At 62.5% G+C, this 22,812-nt stretch carries 14 protein-coding genes and 1 rRNA gene; 10 read left to right on the top strand and 5 right to left on the bottom strand.

Features of this window, described 5'->3' with window-relative positions:
* Window positions 1-8 precede the first annotated feature (8 nt).
* Together F8S13_03065 and F8S13_03060 are read right to left on the bottom strand one after the other, a co-directional pair.
* Complete coding sequence (locus F8S13_03065) at window positions 9-794, bottom strand: metal ABC transporter ATP-binding protein (GenBank protein ID KAB8145236.1); 786 nt, start codon at window positions 792-794, stop codon at window positions 9-11.
* Between the two features lie 134 nt (window positions 795-928).
* Entirely contained in the window at window positions 929-1,927 is a 999-nt protein-coding gene (locus tag F8S13_03060; protein ID KAB8144832.1) for an adhesin, read from the bottom strand.
* A gap of 452 nt (window positions 1,928-2,379) precedes the next feature.
* On the opposite strand from F8S13_03060, the gene F8S13_03055 reads away from it, so the two are divergent.
* Both F8S13_03055 and F8S13_03050 read left to right on the top strand, forming a co-directional pair.
* Window positions 2,380-3,435 (top strand): permease, encoded by a 1,056-nt coding sequence (locus F8S13_03055; GenBank protein ID KAB8144831.1) that lies wholly within the window; start codon window positions 2,380-2,382, stop codon window positions 3,433-3,435.
* Window positions 3,432-4,151: a TIGR03943 family protein gene (locus F8S13_03050; GenBank protein KAB8144830.1), complete on the top strand. Its 720-nt coding sequence runs from the start codon at window positions 3,432-3,434 to the stop codon at window positions 4,149-4,151. The genes F8S13_03055 and F8S13_03050 overlap by 4 nt, the downstream gene beginning before the upstream one ends.
* Here F8S13_03050 and F8S13_03045 read toward each other — a convergent pair.
* Window positions 4,148-7,066, bottom strand: a complete 2,919-nt coding sequence (locus F8S13_03045; protein ID KAB8144829.1) for an AAA family ATPase — start codon at window positions 7,064-7,066, stop codon at window positions 4,148-4,150. The genes F8S13_03050 and F8S13_03045 overlap by 4 nt on opposite strands.
* Before the next feature lie 65 nt (window positions 7,067-7,131).
* Between F8S13_03045 and F8S13_03040 the strand changes: the two genes are divergently transcribed.
* The 5 genes from F8S13_03040 to F8S13_03020 all read left to right on the top strand — a co-directional run bounded on the left by F8S13_03040 (window position 7,132) and on the right by F8S13_03020 (window position 19,650).
* Window positions 7,132-8,190, top strand: a complete 1,059-nt coding sequence (locus F8S13_03040; GenBank protein KAB8144828.1) for an ATP-binding cassette domain-containing protein — start codon at window positions 7,132-7,134, stop codon at window positions 8,188-8,190.
* 108 nt (window positions 8,191-8,298) lie between these two features.
* A complete protein-coding gene (locus F8S13_03035; protein KAB8144827.1) occupies window positions 8,299-8,994 on the top strand; it encodes an HlyD family efflux transporter periplasmic adaptor subunit in 696 nt (231 codons plus the stop codon).
* A gap of 15 nt (window positions 8,995-9,009) precedes the next feature.
* Window positions 9,010-10,515, top strand: coding sequence for an HlyD family efflux transporter periplasmic adaptor subunit (locus F8S13_03030; protein KAB8144826.1), 1,506 nt, complete (start codon window positions 9,010-9,012; stop codon window positions 10,513-10,515).
* A 10-nt stretch (window positions 10,516-10,525) separates the two neighbouring features.
* Window positions 10,526-12,106 (top strand): DHA2 family efflux MFS transporter permease subunit, encoded by a 1,581-nt coding sequence (locus tag F8S13_03025; GenBank protein ID KAB8144825.1) that lies wholly within the window; start codon window positions 10,526-10,528, stop codon window positions 12,104-12,106.
* A 314-nt stretch (window positions 12,107-12,420) separates the two neighbouring features.
* Window positions 12,421-19,650, top strand: a complete 7,230-nt coding sequence (locus F8S13_03020) for a hypothetical protein (protein KAB8144824.1) — start codon at window positions 12,421-12,423, stop codon at window positions 19,648-19,650.
* A gap of 166 nt (window positions 19,651-19,816) precedes the next feature.
* Here F8S13_03020 and F8S13_03015 read toward each other — a convergent pair whose 3' ends face one another.
* Complete coding sequence (locus tag F8S13_03015) at window positions 19,817-20,203, bottom strand: hypothetical protein (GenBank protein ID KAB8144823.1); 387 nt, start codon at window positions 20,201-20,203, stop codon at window positions 19,817-19,819.
* A 204-nt stretch (window positions 20,204-20,407) separates the two neighbouring features.
* Here F8S13_03015 and F8S13_03010 point away from each other — a divergent pair, with 204 nt between their 5' ends.
* Window positions 20,408-20,881: a hypothetical protein gene (locus F8S13_03010; GenBank protein KAB8144822.1), complete on the top strand. Its 474-nt coding sequence runs from the start codon at window positions 20,408-20,410 to the stop codon at window positions 20,879-20,881.
* 292 nt (window positions 20,882-21,173) lie between these two features.
* Here F8S13_03010 and F8S13_03005 read toward each other — a convergent pair whose 3' ends face one another.
* Window positions 21,174-21,593: a transposase family protein gene (locus F8S13_03005; protein KAB8144821.1), complete on the bottom strand. Its 420-nt coding sequence runs from the start codon at window positions 21,591-21,593 to the stop codon at window positions 21,174-21,176.
* Between the two features lie 303 nt (window positions 21,594-21,896).
* Between F8S13_03005 and F8S13_03000 the strand changes: the two genes are divergently transcribed.
* Window positions 21,897-22,169, top strand: a complete 273-nt coding sequence (locus F8S13_03000; protein KAB8145235.1) for a GlsB/YeaQ/YmgE family stress response membrane protein — start codon at window positions 21,897-21,899, stop codon at window positions 22,167-22,169.
* Window positions 22,170-22,603: 434 nt separating this feature from the next.
* Window positions 22,604-22,812, top strand: a 16S ribosomal RNA gene (locus tag F8S13_02995); the annotation flags it as partial.

The raw sequence follows: 22,812 nt of genomic DNA, 5'->3' as shown, positions 1-22,812 counted from the left end.
AGCTGATTCTACTGATTGATAAGGGTCACGCCGGTGCCGTCGGACAGCACCACCTGCGTGCCATAGGTTGCTGCCAAGTTGTGGGGGGTGAGCACCTGCTCCACCGGCCCCAGCGCCACCAGCCGGTGGTTGAGCGCCAGCAGCGCGCTGAAGCGATCCATGTTGCAGTGCAGGTCGTGCGTGGTGAGCAGCAGGGTCTTGCCCTGCGCGGCCAGCCCGGCCAGGATGTCGAGGATGATCTCCTGGGTGGGCGCGTCCACGCCGCTGATCGGCTCATCCAGCAGCAGCACATCCGGCTCCTGCGCTAGGGCGCGGGCCAGGAACACGCGCTGCTGCTGCCCGCCGGAGAGATCGGTGATCGGGCGGGATGCGAAGGCCTGCATGCCCACCTGCTCCAGGCAGGCGGCGGCCAGGGCGCGGTCGGCGGGGCCGGGGCGGCGCAGCCAGCCCAGCCTGCCGTAGCGCCCCATCAGCACCACGTCGGCCACGCTGGCCGGGAAGCGCCAGTTGATCACGTCGCGCTGGGGCACATAGGCCACCCGCCCGCCGTGCTTGGCGGCGGGCACGCCGCAGATGTGGATGCTGCCGCCCTCGGTGGGGATGAGGCCGAGGATGGCCTTGAGCATGGTGGTCTTGCCAGCGCCGTTTGGCCCGATGATGCCCACCAGCTGGCCCTGGGGCAGCTCGAAGCTGACGCCCTCAAGCACGCGGGTGCCGTCATACTGCACCGTCAGGTTTTCTATAGCGATAGCAGGAGCGCTGGTGCTGGCGGCTGCTGTGGTGGGAGTTTCCATAGGATAAGTGGCAATAGTCATATGATTCCTGGCTGCTATAGTACCAGAGAATAGGCGGCGCGGTGATGCGCGGCGGCGGGCCGACCCTGCGCAGGGTCGGCCCGCCGTGCTCTGGCCTGGATGTGAGCTGGCGGCTACTTGAGCGCGTCGACCACGGTCTTCATGTCGTAGCGTAGCATGTCGATGTAGCTGCCGCCCTCGGTGCCCGGCTCGCCCAGCGTGTCGGTGTAGAGGTTGGCCACCACCTGCGCGCCCGCCTCCTTGGCTAGAGTCTCGCTCAGGGCGGTGCTGAACTGCGACTCGGAGAACACCGCCTTGACGCCCTGGGCCTTGATCTCCTCGATCAGCTTGGCTAGCTCGCCTGCGGAGGGCTGGGCCTCGGGGTTGGTGAGGATGTTGCCCACCACGGTGAAGCCGTACTCCTGCGCGAAGTAGGGGAAGGCGTCGTGGTTGGTCACCAGCTTGCGCTGGGATTCGGGAAGGGCGGCGGCCTGCTGCTTTAGCTCGTCGTTCAGGGCCTGGAGCTTGGCGGCATAGGCGGCGGCGTTGGCGTTGTAGCTGGCCTCGCCCGCCGGGTCGGCCTGCACCAGGGCCTTGCGGATGTTCTCGACATAGGCCATGCCGTTGGCCGCGCTCATCCAGAAGTGCGGGTTGCCCTGCGCGAACTCCTCGTCGGCGTCGATGCCGGTCAGGCCCTCGGCCACGGCCACCCTGGGCATGTCGGGCTTGCCTGCGCTCTCGAACAGTGGGGTGAGCCAGTCCTCCAGGCCAAAGCCGTTGTAGAACAGGATGTCGGCCTCGGCGATCTTCTGGGCGTCCTGCGGGGTGGCCTGGTAGTCCTCTGGCCCGGCCCCGATCGGGATGATGTTCTCGGCCTCCACGCGGTCGCCGCCCACGTTGCGCACCATGTCGGCCAGAATGCTCATGGTGGTGACGGCATGCAGCTTGGCTGCGGGCGCTGCGGTGGCCTCGGCTGCGGCTGGGGTGGCTGCGGTGGCCTCGGCTGCGGGCGCAGTAGCTTGGGATGCTGCAGGTGTGCTGGCTGCGGGCGTGCTGGCGCAGGCGGCCAGGCTCAGGCTGGCCACGGCCAGTAGGGCGGCCCAGCGGGCCAGGGCAGGTGAGACGAGCTTCATGGGTTCACTTTCTGGTGCGAGCCTGCTTCATGGCAGGCGAGATGGCTGAGAAAAGGCAAGCGTCGCTGCTAAAGATATAATGTATCAATAAGGGGATTTTGTCAAGCCGCCCCTTCCACGGTTTTTCTGCACATTATCCACAGGCTATACACACAAATTGGGGATAAGATATGGTACGATGTCGGCCTGATCCATGCCATATCTGCCTATATTCCTCCAAGGCCAGCAGTCATTGGGCTAGATCGCTTGGGGAAAACACTTGGCCAAGCGTCTTGTTTTCCACACCAGATCTGGTATATTTCTGTATCTTGTCTCAATAGGATTGTGCAGCTCGATGAGTTTTTTATGCGTATTGAATAAAAGCGCATCGCGGCATAACTAACCGCTCGCCCCGCGCTGCGGATGGATCGGCTGCAAGCCGGGGCGGTTCTGGCCGAGGCATAGGGGGCGATATGGCAGATGTATTTTGGGCCGCTGGCGCGCGGCGGCTGGCGCCGAGCGCGCGCATGCGCCGCGCGGGCCTGTGGGGCGCGGCGGCGCTGCTGGCGGCGGCGCTGTGGCTGGGCAGCGGGCTGCTGGTGCCCGCCGCGCTGGCGGGGCTGGCCGGGCGGCTGCGCGGCTTTGTGACGGTGTTCCTGGGCATCTTCTTCGAGGCGCTGCCCTTTCTGCTGGCGGGCGTGGTGGTCTCGGCGGCGATCGAGCTGTATCTTACGCCCGAGCGCATCCAGCGGGCGGCGCCGCGCGGCGCGCTGGGGGCGGCGCTGCTGGGCGCGCTGCTGGGGCTGGCCTTCCCGGTGTGCGAGTGCGGCGCGGTGCCCGCCGCCCGCCGCCTGATGCAGAAGGGCGCCCACCCCGCGCTGGGCATCGCCTTCGTGCTGGCCGCGCCGGTGGTGAACCCGGTGGTGATCATCAGCACGGCGGTGGCGTTTGTCGGCACGCTGGGCTGGGGCTTTGTGGCATGGCGCGTGGGGCTGACGCTGGTGGTGGCGATGGCGGTGGCGATGGCCCTGGGCGGCAGCGCCACGGCGCGTGATGCGCTGTGGGCGCACCTGGGTGCGCTGGATGCCCACGCGGGCCACCACCACCACGAGCATGGCGCGGGCTGGCTGGCGCACCTGTTAGGCCATGCCCGCGAGGAGTTTTTCGAGATGAGTCGCTTTCTGGTGATCGGCGGGCTGCTGGCGGCGGCGCTCCAGACCTTCATCTCCCCGGCGGCGCTCACGGCGCTTGGCCAGGGGCCAGTGCTCTCGGTGCTAGCCATGATGCTGCTGGCAGCGGCGCTCTCGATCTGCTCGACGGTGGATGCTTTTGTGGCGCTCTCGTTCGTGGGCAGCTTCGCCCCCAGCGCGCTGCTGGCCTTCCTCGTCTTTGGCCCGATGGTCGATATCAAGAGCGTGCTGATGTTCACCAGCACGTTTCCGCCCCGCGCAGTGGCCGGGCTGGTGCTGCTGAGCGCGGCGCTGGTGGCGGCGGCCTGCGTGGCGCTGAACCTGCTGGGGGCGCTATGACCACCTACCAGCGACGCGAGCAGCTGCCGATCTGCTGGCCTGCCCTGATCGAGACCGCGCTGCTGGGCCTCACTGGCGTGATGCTGCTGGCCAAGGCATCCCACGGCGGGCTAGCCTACTACATCAACCCGCGCTACACGCTGCTGGTGCAGGGCGCGGCGCTGCTGCTGATCGCCATGGGCCTGGGGCGCGTGCGTGGCATTTTTAGCGAGTCGCCCGAGCTGCTGGCGGGCCGCGCTCCCGCCTACATGCTGCTGGCCATCCCGCTGCTGTTGGGCACATTCACGCCCGCGCAGCCGCTGGGGGCGGCCAGCCTGGCGGGCCGCGCCGATGCGCTGGGCGGCTTCCAGCAGGGACGGCTGGCCCAGGGCGACACGCGCATGTGGGATCTGCTCGACTGGGGCATTGCGGCCAGCACGCAGCAGCTGCCCGAGGCTGGCGCACCCGCATATGTGGAGGGGTTTGTGTTTCGCCCGCGCGGCTCGCAGGTGGTGTACGTGGCGCGCTACGTGGTGGCGTGCTGCGCCGCCGATGCTAGCGCGGTGGGCATGCCCCTGGTGGGCGCGGGCGTGGATGCGCTGGCCGATGACCAGTGGGTGGCGGTGGATGGCGTGCTCTCCAGCACGCTCGTGGATGGCGAGGTGCGGCCCGCGATCGCGGCCCGCGCGATCAGGCCGATCGCGCTGCCGGGCGACCCCTATCTCTCCCCGCGCTAGTCGATCAGCCGCAGGGCGCGGGCGCGCTCAAGCACCTGGGTGCGGTTGCGCGCATCCAGCTTGCCGTAGATGCTGTGCAGGTGGCGCTTCACGGTGCCGGGGGCGATCACCAGCGCCTCGGCGATCTGGCTGGTGGCTGCGCCAGTGGCCACCAGCCGCAGCACATCCAGCTCGCGCTCGCTGAGGATGCCGCCCGAGGCGCGCGGCGGGGCAGGCGGCTCCTGCGGTGCGGGCAGCGCCTGGGGGAACGCGCCCAGCAGCGCGCGCACGTAGCCGGGGTCGACCGCCACCGGCGCGCGCCCCTGGGCCAGCAGCTCGTGGTAGCCTTTGATCAGCAGGTGGGCCTGCGCGCCCTCGTCGGCGAAGACTCGGATGAACCCCCCCGGCGCGGCCTGGCGCAGCGCCTCCCCGATCAGCGCCATCGCCTGCGGCTGGTCGCCGCCGATCCTCGCCGCGATCGCCTGCAGCGCCATCACCTCGATCAGCCGCTCCTTCGGCCCCGACTCCACCACGCGCTGCTGCACCTCGGCCAGCAGCTCGTTGGCCTCGGCCAGCGCGGCGGGCGCGGCACCGCCTGCCGCCTGGGCCAGCAGCATGCGGGTGTAGATCAGCACCTCTAGCTCGCGGCGCAGCGGCATGGTCAGCGTGTCCTTGCGGCGCAGCGTGCCGATGTGCATGCGGTAGAACTCCACGCGCGTGCTGATCTCATCAAGCTCGCCCTTGGCCAGCAGGATGCGGATGCGCTCGGATGTGATGTTCATGCGCAGCCACGCGGTGTTGGTCAGCTGGTCGAGGAAGCTGTAGGCCTCCCATGTCGTCTCCAGCGCCACGTCGAGTTGGCCCTGGGCGCGCTGGACGCGCGCCAGGTTGATGTGCGTCTCCACCAGGATGTGGATGTTGCCCCAGCGCTGCGCCAGCTGGATGCTGGTCTCGGCGGTGCGCTGGGCCTCATCCAGCGCGTTGTGCTCGCGCAGCACCTTGCTCAGCACCAGGTAGATCAGGCTGGCCACCGGCGAGGGCGTGCGGTTGGTGGTCTCGAAGCGGCGCACGGCCATCTGCAGCAGCGAGCTGGCGCTCTGCAGGTTGCCGTTGATGATCTGCAGGTAGCTCAGGCCGTAGACGGCGGCCAGGGCGATCGCGGCGTTGCCGCTGCCGTAGCCGGTCTCAAGCGCCTTGGTGAAGGTGGCGGTGGCCAGCTCGATGTCGCGGTTGAGGATGGCCTGAAACCCCTTCAGCCAGGTGATCAAGATCTGCATGAAGCGGTTGCTGGGCGAGAGCATGCCCTGGGCCTGTTTGCCGTAGGCGTTGGCCTGCTCGATATTGCCGTGCATCAGGGCGAATGCGGCCCGCAGCAGGTGCAGCTCGCCCCGCAGCTCGCGCTTGGCGTCATCCATCTCGCCGCTCTCGATAATCTGCATCAGCAGCGGCTCGGTGTGCAGCAGCTGCTTCTCGGCGGCGTCGAACTGCGAGGTGGTGGCCAGCGCCCAGAACTGGATGATGTAGAGCCGAGGCACCGCGCGCATGGCCTCGTCGTCCAGTGCGTCGATCCAGCGCAGCAGCTGGTGCATCTCGCCGTCGGGCAGCATGGTGGTGGCGTTGTCGGCGATCAGCTGGGCGGCCAGGCGCTGGTCGCTGCTCTGCAGGGCGTGCTCTAGCGCCTCGGTGCGCATCTGGTGCGCCAGGTACCACTGGGCCGCGCGCAGGTGCAGGCCGGGCAGCTCGCTGCGGTAGAGCTGGCCCAGCCGGGCCTGCAGGAACTCGGCGAACAGCTGGTGGTAGCGGTACCAGCCACGGTCGCGGTCGAGCGGGTCGATGAACAGGTTGCTCTGCTCCAGCTGCTCCAGCATCTGCTGGGCGTTTGGCTCCGCCGTCACGGCCTCGCAGAGCGATGCGCTCAGGCGCTGCAGGATGGATGTTTTGAGCAGGAAGGATTGCACCTCGGGCGGCTGGTGGGCCAGCACCTCATCCACCAGATAGTCCAGGATGTAGCGGTCGCTGCCGCGCAGCGAGCCGATGAACTGCGGGATGCTGGCCTGCTCGGGCAGGGCCAGGGCCACCAGCTGCAGCCCGGCGATCCAGCCCTCGGTGCGTGCGGCCAGCGTGGTGATCTCGGCCTGGCTCAGGCGCACGCCGACGGTGTTCAGCAGGTCGCCGGCCTCATCCACGGTGAAGCGCAGGTCGGCGGCGCGCAGCTCGGCTAGGCTGCCGCGCGCCCGCTCGCGGGCCAGGTTGAGCGGCGGGTCGCGGCGGCTGGCCACCATCAGGTGCAGCTGGGGCGGGGCGTGGGCGAGCAGGAAGGCCAGCGAGCTGTGGGTGGCGGCGGCCTCGATCAGGTGGTAGTCATCTAGCACCAGCACCAGCGGATCGGCCTGCGCGCCCAGCGCGGCGATGATCGCCGACGTCAGGCTTTCCAGCAGCGTGATCTGCGACGCCGACTGCAGCAGGTCGAGCGCCTGCCCGGTGAGCGCAGGTACAAACACGCTCATCGCCGCGATCACGTAGGCCCAGAAGCGCATGGGGTCGCTGTCGCTGGCATCCAGCCCCACCCAGGCCACGCGCTGCCGCGCCTCGCGCGCCCACGTGCTGAGCGCGGTGGTCTTGCCAAAGCCAGCTGGTGCGGCCACCAGGGTGTAGCGCCGCGCCGCGCTCACGTTGAGCAGCTGGCTCACCCGCGAGCGCGCCACCAGATCGGGCCGTGGCTCGGGTGGGATGAGCTTGGTGCGCAGCAGCGATGCCAGCAGCGGGTGCTGGGAGAGATGCGCGTCGAGCGTGTGCAGATCCGCAAGCATAGTGCCGTTCTCATCCTGGGCCGCGCAGCGCGATGTACCTCGCGCCGCTCTGGCAAAAAAGGTGTACATCTTTTCGCCGCGCCCGCCCTGGCCAAGATCAACCACAACATGTATCGTTTGGGCCATGTCGGCGCGCTGGAACCTGGGTATAGTTCCTGTGCGCGGGCGATCTGCGCCGGGCCGCGCTCGGAATGTGCGCCCGAAAACACAGTATGCTGTCAGGCCCCGCCCTGTCGGCAGGCCGCAGCATACACGGGCGAATTATAACACTACGGGCGCTCTTTATGGACCCTGTCTCTTTGGCTGTAGAAATATGCAGGCTCTCCACGTCGCTGGCTGCCACCCCAACGGCGGCGCTGCACCATGTCTCGCTGGCCATCCCGGTGGGCCAGGTGTTCGGTATCCTGGGCGGGGCGCATGTGGGCAAGAGCGCCCTGCTGCAGGTGCTGGCGGGCAGCCTGCCGGTCGAGTCGGGCAGCGTGGTGCTGGGCGGCGTGGATCTGGCCGCGCGGCGCGACCAAGCGCTGGCGGGTGTTCGGGCGGCCCTGCTGCCCGCCGCCCGCCCCGAGGGCGACCCCAAGCTGCTCGACTATGTATCCGCCGACGCCCAGGTCTCCGGCGCGCAGGCCGAGCGCATGCTGCGCTCGCTGGGGCTGTGGCGGCGGCGGCGCGAGCGCATGGGCAGGCTCTCGGCGGCGCTGCGGCACGCCGTGGGCGTGGTGCGCGCGCTGGCGGCCAGCCCGCCCATCCTGCTGCTGGATGAGCCGGGGGCCGGTCTGGCCCCGGCGGCGGCGCAGACCCTGCAGGGTCAGATCGCCGAGCACGCCCGCAGCGCCGCCAGCACGGTGGTGCTGGCCACCGCCCGGCTCGATCTGGCGCGGCGGCTCTGCGACCGCTACGCGCTGCTTGACGCGGGGCGTCTGGTGGCCCAGCTGTCGAGCGCCGAGCTTGCCGAGGCGGCAGAGCTTGGCTGGTACACCATCGTGGTGCGCGGCTACGTCGAGCCGCGCTGGTCCGAGCGCCTGAGCGGCCTAGCCATCCACCACGAGTCCGGCATGACCACGCTCTCGGGCATACTGGTCGATCAGGTGTCGCTCAACGGCATTCTGAACAAGATCTATAGCCTGGGCCTCACCCTGGTGTCGGTGCGGTCCACCCCCATGGATGCCGCGCGCCTCGGGGAGTACCTGGCCCGCCGCACGTCGGCTGCGTATGCAGAACGCTGCCTGCCCATGGACTATATCGCCTAACAGAAAACCCTTCACGCCCGAGACACAAGGAAGTGCGCTGCGAGCCTGTGTCTTGGGCTTTTGTTTGTCCCTTTGCAATGCAGAGATACGAAAAGGAGAACCCCATTCATGTCGGCAGAAACTTCTGCGCCCACTGCAGCCAGTGCGCGGCCAGCTGCCTCGGGGCGGCGGCTGGTGATCGGCATTGTGCTTGGAGCCGTGGTCATCGCCGCCGCGTTCTTCGGCTTCCGCTACTGGCAAGATTCGACGCTCTATGTCACCACCGAGGACGCCATGGTCGACTCGAACATGGTCTCGGTCGCCCCGCTTGGCTCGGGCACGCTCACGATCTGGCGCATCAGGCCGGGCGACGCGGTGCGCGCCGGGCAGGTGCTCGGCACCGTCAAGCCCGCCAGCGGCTCGGCCTACATCAATGTCACCGCGCCGATCGACGGCACCATCCTGCGCGTCGATGGCAAAGAGGGCCAAGTGGTGAGCCAGGGCCAGAGCCTGGCCTACGTGGCCAACCTCAGCGCTATGCACATTACCGCTTATATCGATGAGACATCCATCCACAAGGTCCACACCGGCCAGCAGGTCGAGGTGACGGTGGATGCGACCGGCGGCCAGGTCTATGTCGGCACCGTCAGCGAGGTGTTGCCCGCCGCCGCCAGCACCTTCGCGCTCATCCCATCCAGCGACCGCGCCAACGGCAACTTCACCAAGGTGACCCAGCGCGTGGAGGTGCACATCGACATCGGCTCGACCGAGAACACCCTGCTGTACCCTGGCGAGAACGCGTTCGTGCGCATCCGCACCGCGTAAGGAGCATAGAAGAAGATGAATCGCGCACCCAAGAAGCAGATAGCCGTGGCGGTGCTGGCTGGCGCTCTTTCCACCCAGCTGGCCGCATGCGGCGCAAATGTCGCCACATCGGCACCGGCGCGCCAGCCCAGCGCCACCGCCATCGCAGCGCCTGCCCCCAGCCTTGGCCTCAGCTCGGGCATCAGCCTGATCGGCGAGGTGAAGGCCGCCCAGGATGCCAACCTGAACTTCCAGGTGGCGGGCACCGTCGCCCAAGTGCTGGTGAAGGAGGGCGACCAGGTGAAAAAAGATCAGCTGCTGGCCGTGCTGGACACCCGCAGCTTCGATGAGAAGGTGGCCCAGGCCCAGGCCGCGCTGGAGGTGGCCCAGGCCCAGGTGCAGGCCGCCCAGGCTCAGCAGCAGGTGGCCAAGGCCCAGCAGTCGGCCCTGAACGATCCGCCCAAGCCCGCCCAAGTGCAGGCCGCCAAGGCCCAGGTGCAGGCCGCGCAGATCGCGCTCAAGCAGGCCCAGACCGGCCAGAGCCAGAACGTGGTCAGCGCCCAGGCCGGGCTCACCGCCTCGCAGGACACGCTGCAGTCCACCAAGGACAAGCTCTCGCGCGCCAAGACCTCTGCCGAGGCCGCTGTCGACCAGTACGCTCTGGCCCTGCAGCAGGCCCAGGCCGCCTACGCCAGCGCCAAGAGCAACTGGGATTTCATCCAAGATACCGGCAAGAACCCGGTGACGCCCGACACTGTCAGCCCCACCACCGGCAAGAAGTCGCCGAACAAAGTCTCCGAGTCGCAGCGCCAGCAGTACTACGCCGCCTACGTGCAGGCCGAGGCCGCCATGCACCAGGCCGAGCAGAAGCTGGAGCAGGCCAGGATCGATGCCGAGCAGGCCCGCCAGGCCGAGGTCGTGGGCGTGCAGACCGCCGAGCAGCAGGTGACGCAGGCCCAGGCCGCCCTGGCCAAGGTCGATATGCCCGCCGACCAGGACAGCGCCGCCAGCGCGCGGGCCAACCTGGCGCTGGCCCAGGCCAACCTGGCCAACCTGCAGCCCGACCCGCGCCCATCCGACAAGGCCAAGACCGAGGCTGGTGTGGCCGCCGCCGACGCCGCCGTGGCGGTGGCCGAGGCCAATGTGCGCCAGGCCGAGTCGGCGCTCAAGCAGGCCCAGCTCAGCCGCTCCTACGCCGAGATCCGCGCCCCCTACGATGGCACCATCGCCCAGGTGAACGTGGACCCATCCGACGCCAGCACCGCAGGCGGCAGCGCAGCCATCCGCATGCTCGACCAGAGCACCCTGAAGGTGGAGGTGCAGGTGAGCGATGTGGACATCCAGCGCGTCTCGGTGGGCCAGCAGGCCACCGTCCACGTCGACTCGACCCCCGACATCACCTACACCGGCAAGGTGGTCTCCATCGCGCCCGAGGCGACGGTGCAGGGCGGCGGGCGCTCGTTCCTCACGCGGATCGAGCTTGACCCCCAGAGCAAGCTGCACCCCGGCATGCAGGTAGTGGTCGATCTTCCGACCGAATAGGCAGGACGCGATGAGTAGCGCGACAACTCCGAGGCGCTCGTTCGTCGAGCGCTTCCAGAGCCTTGACTATAAGTGGCTGGTCTCGATCTCGGTGATCTTCGGCCTGTTTATGGCCGTGCTTGACGCCACGATCGTCAATATCGCTATGGCCAAGTTCCAGGCTGTGTTCGGCGCAACCCTGGCCGATGCACAGTGGATCATCACGGCCTACACCCTGGCGCAGACCGTCAGCATCCCGATCTTCGGCTACCTGGCTGATCGCTACGGCACCAAGTGGATCTATATCATATCGCTGGGCCTGTTTACCATCGCATCTATGCTGTGCGGCCTCTCGTGGAGCCTGGGCAGCATGATCTTCTTCCGCGTGCTCCAGGGCCTGGGCGGCGGCGCGCTGATGCCGCTGGGCCTCGCCCAGGTCTACGCGGTGTTCCCGCCCTCGCAGCGTGGCCTGGCGGCAGCCACCATCGGCATCCCGGTGCTGCTGGCCCCGGCCTTCGGCCCCACGCTTGGCGGCTACATCGTGGAGTACACCGACTGGCGGCTGATCTTCTATATCAATGTGCCGGTCGGCATCCTTGGCGTGTTCATGTGCGCTACCATCCTGCGCAACGATAACGTCAACGCGAACGCCAAGATCGACCTTCCCGGCGTGCTGCTCTCGACCCTAGCCTTCGCATCGCTGGTCTACGGTATAGGCGAGGCGGCCAGCGACGGCTGGGGGTCGACCAAGGTCGTTGGGTTCAGCGTGTTTGGCACGATCTGCCTAGTGCTGCTGATCTTCTTCGAGCTGCGCTCGGCAGACCCGCTGCTCGATTTCTCGCTGTTCAAAAGCTGGAACTGGACCAGCGCCAACCTGATCACCTGGATCATTACCTTTGCTCTCTTCGGCGCGCTCTTTCTGGTGCCGATCTATCTTCAGAGCCTGCGCGGCCTTACGCCCATCCAGTCGGGCCTGGTGCTGCTGCCATCCTCGCTGATCACCGTGATCGCGCTGCCGCTCTCGGGGCAGGTGGTGGACCGCTTCGGGCCGAAGGTGGCGATTGTGATCGGTTTGGCCACGCTGACACTGGCTGGCTGGCTGCTCACCCACCTCACGCTCACCACGCCCACGCTCACGCTCCAGCTCTGGCTGGTGGCGCGCAGCATCGGCATGGGCTTCAGCAACCAGCCCGCCAACGTGATCGCGCTGAGCGATATCCCGCCGCAGAAGCTGGCGCGCGCCTCGTCGTTCTTCAACCTGATGCGGCAGGTGGCCTCGGCGTTCAGCACCTCGTTCCTGGCCACCTATGTGCAGGATCAGGCCAAGCCGCACTTCGCGCACCTGGCCGAGACCACCAACCCATCCTCGCCGATGTACTTCTACGTGCGCAACGCGGTCTCGGCGGCGGCGCTGCGCGGCGAGAATACCCTGAAGACCCAGGCGCTGGTGGTGAAGCAGCTGGTGGGCCAGATGCAGCTCCAGGCCTCGATCATGGCCTACCGCGACGCGCTGCTGCTGATCACGGTGTTTGCGGCGGTGGCGGTGGTGCTCTCGCTGTTCGTCGGCAACCCGCGCGGCCACAGTGGCTCAGCCGAGATGGTGATGGAGTAGCGCTGCTCGCTATAGGCTCGTTGGGCAAATGTCCCCCTGGTGTATGCCAGGGGGATTCTTTTGTTTTGTATTGGTTTAAACATTTTAACCAATAGCAGTAATTTCAAGATAATAGAGTATATTATATGTATTTTAGGTTAATAAGCGCTGATGTATTTCTATTGTTGTCTTCTTTTAATAGATCATACCATTGACAATGTTCACATGGTATTTTATGATAGCAATTGTTTCACACCATAAACACTGATTATATCTACATAATGCTAAGGCGCACGCCAAGCGTTGCTGTGCGTTTTTTCTGAGCGGGGAACTCTATGTCTTTGCGTTTTGCTGCGGCTGCGCGCCACCTGCGTGCGCTTGTCCACCGTGTTGTGCTGCTGGCGATGGTGTTCTCGTTTGGTGTGCCCCAGCACGCCCCAGCGGTCGCGCAGGCGGCCTCTTCTGCACCCCAGGCGTCGCCCATGGCGAATGCCGCCCCCGCATCCGCAGCACCCCCTGCTCAGTTCCGGCCCGCCGCGCTGCAGAAAGCAGCACAGCCAATAGCTCTTTCTCAAACGCCTAATGATGCGCAAAACCCTGAGGAGGAGCTGGCGCGTGGGAAACCAACCTCGTCTAATCGTGCCACTGATTGTTCGGAATGGAGTCCTGATGGCTCACAGCAATTTTGTTTCCCTAGTAGCCAGGCAAATGATGGTGATTTTAAGAGCTACTGGCAAGCTCCCTTTAGCCTGCTCCCTCCTCAATCATTTGCGAAAACAAAAACTGCCGATGATGAGTCTGGCTCGGTTTATTGGCAGGTCGATCTGGGTCGAGAGTATAAAATTACAAAGATTGATATTCTCTGGGCAAATTACGATATAAACCCTTTGCCGTATGAGGTCCAAGAGGTATCAGATGCTGCGAATCCGGTTGTGATTGTTGCTGAGAAATTACCGAGCGGCACACATACCGTTGATACGGTTGATAACCGTACAGCACGATATATTCGGATCAATATTTCACCCAATGATGACCATGATTGGGGCCCCATGATTGTGGAGGCTCAAATATACGGCATCCTCGACATGCCTGAGGATCAGAATAAGACCAAAGAAGTATGCCCCTGCCAGGCAACCCAGCCAAACATAGGCGATCCGTTCAACACCCGCACCGGCTTCCTCTGGTATGGCGCGACCGACCTCACCGTCTCGTCGCCCGGCCCGAAGCTGAGCTGGTCGCGCAGCTACAACACCAGCAATAGCGGCACGTTAGCTGAGCTGCTGGGGAATGGCTGGCAGCACGACTACAATATCAAACTCATCCCGGAAGATGACCCCAATAATACCGAGAACGTTGTCAAAATCATCTCGCCCAAGGGCAATACCTATCGCTATCAACCCAACGGCGATGGCACCTATCAAGGTCTGGCGGGTATCTATAGCACGCTTGCCCACGATAGCGTCACCGGGGTCTACACCCAGACTGATCGCACCCAAGAGCGGTATGTGTTTGGCGCGGATGGCCGATTGCAGGTCTATATTGACGCCCAGGGTCAGCGGCTGAATCTGGAGTATGGCACCTCGGGGGATGGGGCCCTGACAGCCATCCGCGATGCAATACATCCGACCCGTGCGATCACCATCACGTATTTTGGCAAAGTGCCGGGGAATACGATCGTGGAGCCATCACCTGTGGGCCGTATCCGCACGGTGTCGGATGGCGTACGGACCATTAGCTATTCCTATCTCAACGGCGATCTCGCCACGTTCACCAATGTGATGGGGCGTGCGACGTCCTACTCCTATCAAAACCACATGCTCACCACGGTGACGAATGCGCTTGGTCAGGTGGAGATGTCGGCGGAGTATGATAGCTACGATCCTAGCGGTCGTGTCATCCACCAGGTACTACAGGATGGCCAAGACATCACCGCCGCCTATGCGGATGATGCCACGACGATCACGACCACCGCAGCTACCGGCGAGCAGCAGGTGGAGCGGTATGTCTATGGCGAAGATAATGTGGTGACGGCCCAGTACTTGAATGGCGTGCTGGTGAAAGGCTCCGACTTCGACGCGCACTTCGCGCCGGGTGCGACCACCGACGCCAACGGCAACACGAGCCAGACCACCTACAACGCCATGGGTCTGCCCGAGGCCAGCACCAATGCGCTGGGCCAGACGGCGCGCACGATCTACAATGCGCAGAATCAGCCGATCACGATGACCGATACGCTGAATCGGGTCTCGTCCTTCGCCTACGATACTGCCCATAACCTCATCCGCCAGACCACGAATATCACCACGGCCAACCCGCTGGGCTTCACCACGGTCTACACCTACAACGTGCGCTACCCCGGCAAGAACTGGCTGGAGGAGCAGACCTCGTCGACCAAGGTGACGACTCGCTACACCTATAACGACCTCGGCCAGATCACCGAGGCGACGGTGGGATACGGCCAGCCGGGCAGCCAGACCACCGCCTACGAGTACGACGCGCTGGGCCGCCGCACCATGCTGATCAGCTACAAAGGCACAGTCTGGCAGCGCAAAGATAAGACGGTCTACAACGCCGACAACACGGTCGCGCAGTCCATTCAGAACTATGTCGATGGCGTGTTCGACTCCGCCAAGCCCAGCGAGGATTTGGTTACCACCTACGGCTACGATCTGCTGGGGCGGCAGGTGTGGACTCGCGACGTGCTGGGGCATGTGAGCGCCTCGCACTACAATGCGCAGGGCAAGGTCGACTGGTCGGTGCAGAACTTGGTGCCGCTGACGCTCGACAGCCAGGGCCAGCCGGTGTTCCAGCCCTTCGCGCCTGCCCACCCCGATCAGAACGTGGCCACACTGATGGGCTACGACGGCTTTGGCCGCACCAGCTTGGTGACCCAGACGGGCATCCTCACCGGCACGTTCAACCCGCAGACCCTCACCTTCAGCGCCGCAACCACCCGCGTGACGAAGACCGAGTACGACAGCCTCTCGCGCCCCGTAACCACCACGCTGAACTACCGCCCTGGCCTGCCCGCCAGCGCCGATACCAACGTGCAGATGCTGAGCGTCTACGACAATGTGGGCAATACGACTTGGTCGCGCGATGCGCTGGGCCGCTGGACGCACACCGAGTACGATGCGCTGAACCGCCCGATCACCACCACGCTGAACTATGAGAACGGCAACCCGCTGACGGTGGATGCCGCCAACCGCACCTGGACCAATGGCACCGACACCGACATGGTGCAGGTGACGCGCTACACCGCCGATGGCCAGGTGGACCGCACCATCGAGAACTATGTGGATGGCGTGTTCACCACCACCGAGCCGATCACCGACCGCGTGACGCTCTACCAGTACGATACGCTGGGCCGCTCGGCGGGCACCACCCAGAACTACGACCCGACCCAGAGCACCGCGACCGACACCAACCGCACCTCGGCCACCGCCTACGACGCGGTGACGGGCCGCATGGTCGCCCAGCGCGACGCGCTCGGACGCTGGACGCGGCAGGAGTACGATGATCTGGGCCGTGTGGTGGCCACCATCCAGAACTGCCGCGACGCGGCGGGCAACCCCTCGGCCACCAGCTGCGCGCCCTTCAGCGCCAGCAGGCCCGACCGCAATGTGAAGACGACCACCAGCTACGATGCGTTTGGCCGTGTGGACGCCACCGCCGACCCGCTGGGTGTGGCTTCCCACAGCGACTACGACATCCTTGGCCGCGTGGTGGCCAGCACTCAGAACTATGTCCCAGGCGGCGCAGTGGATAGCACCACCAACATCACCTCGCGCACGGGCTACAACGCCCTGGGCCAGACCACCGTGGTTACGGATGCGCTCGGCGCGGTCACGCGCATGGCCTACGATGGCCTGGGCCAGACCAGCGTGATCACCGACAGCCTGGGGCATGTGACGCGCCAGGGTGCCGATGGCACTGGCGCGCAGCGCTGGAGCAAGGCTGCCGACGGCGTGATCTCGATCACTCAGGTGGATGGGCTGGGTCGCGTGGTCGCGACCATCGCCAACTACCAGGATGGCGCGGTCGCCGCGAATGAGCCAGCCGATACCGACCTGATTTCCCGCACCGTCTATGACCGCGCTGGCCGCGCTCTCCAGGAGATCGACGCCGCAGGCGTGGTGAAGGCCTACACCTACGATCTCAACGATCGCCTAGTGGCTGTGACCGAGAACGTGGCGAGCAGCACCTGCGCGCACGCGCCCTGCAATGTGGTGACGCGCTACGCCTACGACCGCGCGGGCAACCACACCAAAGTGACCGATGCGCGCGGCATCGTGACGCGCACCATGGCCTACAACGCCGCGAGCGAGCTGGTAAGCCAGCGCGATGGCCTGGGCTACGAGACCCGCTACACCTACGACCGTGGCGGGCGTCTGGTGGGCAAGGTTGACCCGCGCGGCGGCGACTACAGCCTGACCTACGCCTACGACGAGCGCGACCGCCAGACGGGCATCGCCGCAGGCAGCAGTGCCAAGCTCAGCCCGATCAGCATGGCCTATGACGCGCGCGGCACCCGCACCAGCATGACCGATGGTACCGGCACCACCTCCTTTGTGCCCGACGCGCTGGGCCGCATCACCGAGATCACCGCGCCCAGCACGGGCAAGGTTGGCTACGGCTACACCGCGCTAGGCCAGCGCCGCGAGCTGACCTATCCCGATGGCACCAAGGTGACCTACACTTACACCAGCAGCGGGCAGCTCTACCAGGTGCTGAACGGCACCGCCACGCTGGCCACCTACGGCTACGACGCCACCGGGCGGGCGAAAACCTTCAGCCGCGCCAACGGCGTGACCACCAGCTACGACTACGACAGCGTCGGTCGCCTGAAGCAGAGCACCACCGCATCCACAGCGAAGGGCACGCTCGCGCAGTTTGGCTACACCCTCGACCGCACCGGCAATCGCACCGCCGCCAGCGAGCAGCTTGGCAGCACGCTGCCGATCACAACCAGCAATGTGCTGACCTACACCACGAACCTGAACCCGCAGTCGCTGGTGACGCAGGATATGAATGGTGATGGCGCACGCGATGTAGTGGTGGCCAATGCGGGCAATAACACCGTGCAGATCTTCCTCAACCAGGGCGAGGGCACGCTGGGAGCACCCAGCTCACAGGCGACAAACTACAACCCGCGCGCGCTGGTCGTGGGTGATTTCAACGAGGATGGTAAGGTTGATGTTGCGACCGCATCGGCGGGCAGCAACGGCGTGAGTATTTTGCTGGGCAATGGCAATGGGACGCTTCAGGCCAAGCAGCTGATCGCCACGGGCAGCGACACCTACAGCATTGCGGCGGGCGATCTGAATGGGGATGGCCACCTCGATTTGGTGGCGGCAAATAAGGGTGCGAATACGGTGAGCGTGCTGTTGGGCGCAGGGACCGGCGCATTCACCGTGACCTCCTATACCACGGGAGCGGAACCGCGTGATGTGGCGCTGGCCGACCTCAACCACGATGGCCACCTCGACCTTGCCTTTGTGGCCTACGGGGCGCGTACGATGAACGTGTGGCTTGGGGCGGGCAATGGTACCTTCGCCAGCGCGCAGTCCTACGCCACCGGCATCTCCCCGATCAGCATCGCGGTCGGCGACCTGAATAATGATACCCACCCCGATATCGCCGTGGCGCTCTTTGGCGATACCTACACCCAGGTCTTTCTCGGCGCTGGCAATGGCACCTTTACCGAGGCGGCCCATATCCCCACGGCGATCAACAACCGCCGTGTGGTGATTGCTGATGTGACAAACGACCAGGTGCCCGACATCTCGACAGTGATCGCGAATAATACCACGAGCTGGCTGCAGGTCTATCGTGGTAAGGGCGATGGCACGTTCAGCGCCGACGTGAAGGTCTCCGATGTGCCCAACATCTTCGACCTGCAGCTGGCGGACATGAACGCCGACGGATTGAAAGATTTCGTCTATATCAACTATCTGACCTACCAGCTGAAGGTGCTACGCCAGCAGCCCTCCGCCGCCCGCACCATCGCCTACGCCTACGATGGCCTGGGCCGCCTGACCGGCGCGGACGCCAGCACGGGTGCCGACTACACCTACAGCTACGATCTGGCGGGCAACCGCACCGACGGCGGCAAGACCTACAACGCCGCCAACCAGTTGGTCGGTGCCACCTACGATGCGGCGGGCAACCTGACAAGCGACGGCACCACCAGTTACACCTACGACGCGCTAAGCCGCCTGTCCGCGCAGGGCACGACCACCTTCGACTACAATGCCGACGGCGTGCTGGTGGCGCAGGCCAGCGGCGGCGCGACCACGCGCTACGCCCAGGATCTGGCCGCGCCGCTCAGCCAGGTGCTCCAGGTGGGCGCGACCGACTACGTCTATGGGGCGGGTCGCATCGCGGCGCTGGGCGGCACCAGCTACACATGGTACGCCGCCGACGCGCTGGGCAGCGTGCGCGGCACCCTGGACGCGGCGGGCGATCTCCACTCGCTGGTGAGCTACGACCCGTGGGGCCAGGTGGAAAGCGGCACCGCGCCGACCTTCGGCTTCACCGGCGAGCTCCAGCAGGGCGACCAGGTCTACCTGCGCGCACGTTGGTACAATGCCGCACGCGGTGGGTTTGATGTTGCTCGATGGAGTCCTCGTGAATCTTTTGATGAGCAGCCATATAGTCATAATGTCTATGCCTATGCTTTAGGCAACCCATTATTATACACAGATCCTGCAGGTACGTGTGTTCTTCCTGATGGGACGCCATGCCCATCGCCTGCAGATACACCTGTACCGCCCACACCAGCACCGACGCCAACACCACGCCCTGTGCCAAATAATCCAGGCGGTTCAGATCTTGGGGATGGTAACCAGTGTCTGGCAGGTTTCTTCAAACAGCTATCGCTTAATGCTACATGGGGACTTAATCCAGCAGCACAAGTTGCGGATGGTGAATCTGTAGCGATGACGGTGTGTCGTGCGGTTGGCGATGTTGGCTCCATGATATGGGGTAGTGCTGAATGGTTTGGTGGTGGTACGGCTGCTGCTGGGGGTGTTGTTGTTTGTGCTGGTGGTGTAACATGCTTTGTCGGTGGTCCTATGGCCGTAGTTGGTGCCGGGATTGCTGCCCATGGCGGTGTTATGGCCACTCAAGGAACGTGGCGGCTGGTTTCTACAATTAGTTGTGCCATGATGGACAGTGGCGGCGGCGGAAGTGGTGGAGGGGATGATCCAGCGCCAGCACCAACGCCAGCGCCAACGCCGGAGCCAAGCATAGACCCTTGGGAGCAGAGGCTGTTCAAGCCAGATTACAATGAACAACAGATTAGAGAAATACAGGAGAGAATGCAACATTGGGATCGTAGTTCATATGATAGTGTTGCTCATAGTATTGTGGATCATGCTGGGCGGCATGGATTTGGTGATAATTTTCTAGAGTATTTAAGGCGTGCTGATAGATTTAATACTAGAGGGGCACGACGTACTCCACTTGACTGGCAAACTATACGTTATAATAAGGGGAATGGGGAATTTTTGATTATCAGAGATGGAAAAATAGTTACATATGGTATAAACGAGTTACGATAGCATATGCAACGTTGGTAAAGAAACTTATGATTGTCTAAATATCTACAGCTATGGATCGACACAGTTTTAGCAGAATGGTTGGATTGCAACTAGCAAGCAAGAACTTTGACCGCCATCATTCCTGCGGAACGAACACTGGGTCGACCAAACACGGTAGTGGTCCAAACTAAACTGTAAGCATGTTGTTCAATCTGCTTGTTATAATGGTCGAAAAACAAGCGGATGCGGCGTTTTTGGAATTTGCGGGCTTTGCTGAAGGCAGGGTTTTGTGCACGAGATTGGCACAATGCTGTCGGGGCATGTGGTTCAAGTGTTCGATATAGGCGGTTTCTCCCATTTCCCCTGCCCACTGCATGGTTGTGTTTGGACGGAAGAAATGCTGGGTAGGCCGACCAGAAATTGAAGAAGCAAACACCCCATTTGCCATAATAAGCAGGTAGGGATGCCCACAAATATCGCCCTGCTTCTGCCGAATGATCGCCGTGTAGTGCGTTTGTCGTTCCAACGCAAGCCATATCCGTACCTCATTGGCTTTGGAGCCGATAAATAACATCTTATCCCTCTCGAAAATGAGGGATTTGTTCAGCAGGAGGTTATCTATGGGTGTATGGCTTTTTTAGTATGTTAACTATCATCAGTCGAATTAAGACTGTGATCTGTGGGTCGCCGAAAATATGATAGGGGTGAATCTATTTCGGAATAGTTTATAATCACATTTCTGTAAGATATAGTTTTAGTGCATAGTAGGGGTATTAATATGAATGGAAATGACCATTTATTCACAATTATAGATTTTGATGAGTTTTCTTCCTTTTTTGATTTTAATGATATTTTGTCGAAAAAATCTAATAATGTTATTTTTGTACCCAATGAAATCATAAGCTATATAAATGATACTTTAAAGTGGTTAAATACAATTAATCCCGTAAGTAGTAGTAAATCTTTTTTGGGTTTAAATCTTTTTGGGCCTACAATTATTGAACCTTCTGAAATTAGTAAATTTGTGTCAATTTGTGAGGTTTGGGTGAATTTATTTGAATTTGCTCCTGAAGATGTTCATCTAACTGGTGACTGGGTAAGCGATATTGACGATATGGGAAATGAAGGAGAAGGTTACTATGAGGATATTTTTATTAATCGTTCTCATTTAATTCAGTATATTCAAAATATTATCAATCTTTCGCGGTTGGCTGGTGAGAGAGATGGGTATATACTTCATTATGGGCTTTGAATAACTGTTTATTATAAGATATTTATTATTTGAAGGATAGAGTGAATTTACTTATATTGTAATTGGGTTGAGTTTTTGGGCGGATATATTTAAGGGTATTTTGATTGGATTAAGATATAAGTAGTTTGCTCAATTTTAAAGATCACAACGGATAATTATTAAAAAATTATTTTGTTGGTTATGATATTGTGATAACTGTAAATGCTTAAGAAATCAATTTATGGATTATATTCAGGTAATTTAATTTCTAATTGATTAAATTAGGCTTTATAGAAGCTTGTGTGGCTATTTTTTAGAGAACAAAAGAAATCTGAATATTATGGAGTTCACAGCAGATTTCCATCATAGTGTCACGGATATGGCCGGCACGAAGGCGAAGATCATTGTTCACGATAGCACAACGATTGATCGCGTTGATGATATGCTCAATCCGCACGCGCCGCCGCGCAAGGGTTTGAATGTCCGCCTTTTGTGCATCAGTGAGCGGCTGTTTTTTGCGCCTTTTGTGCGGCATGGTGATCCTCACCTCCAGCAAAGCACTCGCAGTTCCATGGGCGGGCCAATCACGGGCATGCGGTGTTGCTTGCGGGCGGTCTGGAAGATGTCCCAGCCGCGCTTTGATGATGCATTGCCGCTGATGGTGGCTGCGGGTGGTGGTCGGCTTCCGCCGACTGTGGTGCTCGTCGGCACACCAGAGCGTGTTGCTAAGCATGCGCACCCCCGATCCGGCAAAGATCTCGGTACTTTTTCAGTGCAACTCCCTCAGCCTCAACAGCCCTATGTATTACTTCACACCCGCCGAGCTGCCTGCGGTGGTGCAGCAGGTCATCGCGATTGTCCCGCTGGAGGAGTGAGGCGGCGGGTGCGCCATAGGGCCTTCGCGAGAGACGGCTCCCCACGCGAGCGTGGGGAGCTTTTTTATCATCCGGCCAACCCGTGGCACGCCAGTTGCTTTAACGAGCAGCAGAGATGCAATGCGCAGAGGCGCAGAACTCGTTAAGGAGAAACGAGCATGATTAACTTCATCCTGTGGCTGCTGTTTGGCGCGCTGGTCGGCTGGCTGGCGAGCCTGGTGATGCGCACGGACGCCCAGCAGGGCGCGACCCTCAACATCGTGGTCGGCATCGTCGGCGCGTTCCTGGGCGGCCTCCTGTTCAGCTTCCTGCCCGGCTCGAACGTCAACCTGAACGATGGCAACTTCAGCCTGTGGTCGCTGTTTGTCTCGTTCATCGGCGCGGTCGTCCTGCTCGGCATTGTTAACCTCTTCAACCGTGGCCGCGTCCGCTAGCCATATGGCCAAACGAGACGCACCGGCGGGGCGGCGTGCTGCCCCGCCGGTTTTTTGTCCCGTCGCTTTACAATTGCTTAAAAATCCGCCTCGGCGCGGCGAGTGGCCAAACCTCACTATTGCGCATCGCAGCGCGCTAAACGGGCGCAATGTGACCGATTTGCAATATTCGCACCCCTATGGTATAGTACTCCACGTCGCCGATGGGTCTCGCAGAAACGCAGACACGGCGGCCTCGCCAACAAAATACCGCGAAACGCGCTGAGGTATGATACCTCGGAGACGTCGCCAGGTTGTCGTAGCCGCACACACCGTGCCCACCTACTACCTCCTGGTTTTTTGTTGCCAAGAATTGCACCTGTACAACTGAATCGTGATGATGAGGTGAGCCAAAACTATCGCCCGTCCTGGGTGGCACGGCAGTGCTACACCAGCGATGAAGAGTTTGATCCTGGCTCAGGACGAACGCTGGCGGCGTGCCTAATGCATGCAAGTCGCACGCGGCACCTTCGGGTGCTGAGTGGCGAACGGCTGAGGAACACGTGGGGACCTGTCCGGGAGTGGGGGACAACACCGCGAAAGCGGTGCTAATCCCGCATACGCTCTGAGGAGGAAAGCCGAAAGGCGCTCCCGGGTGGCCCTG

It is taken from the genome of Chloroflexia bacterium SDU3-3 (assembly GCA_009268125.1).
Lineage (GTDB): Bacteria > Chloroflexota > Chloroflexia > Chloroflexales > Roseiflexaceae > SDU3-3.
Note: the sequence above shows the minus strand (reverse complement) of the source record. Positions and strands in the feature narration are given on the sequence as shown.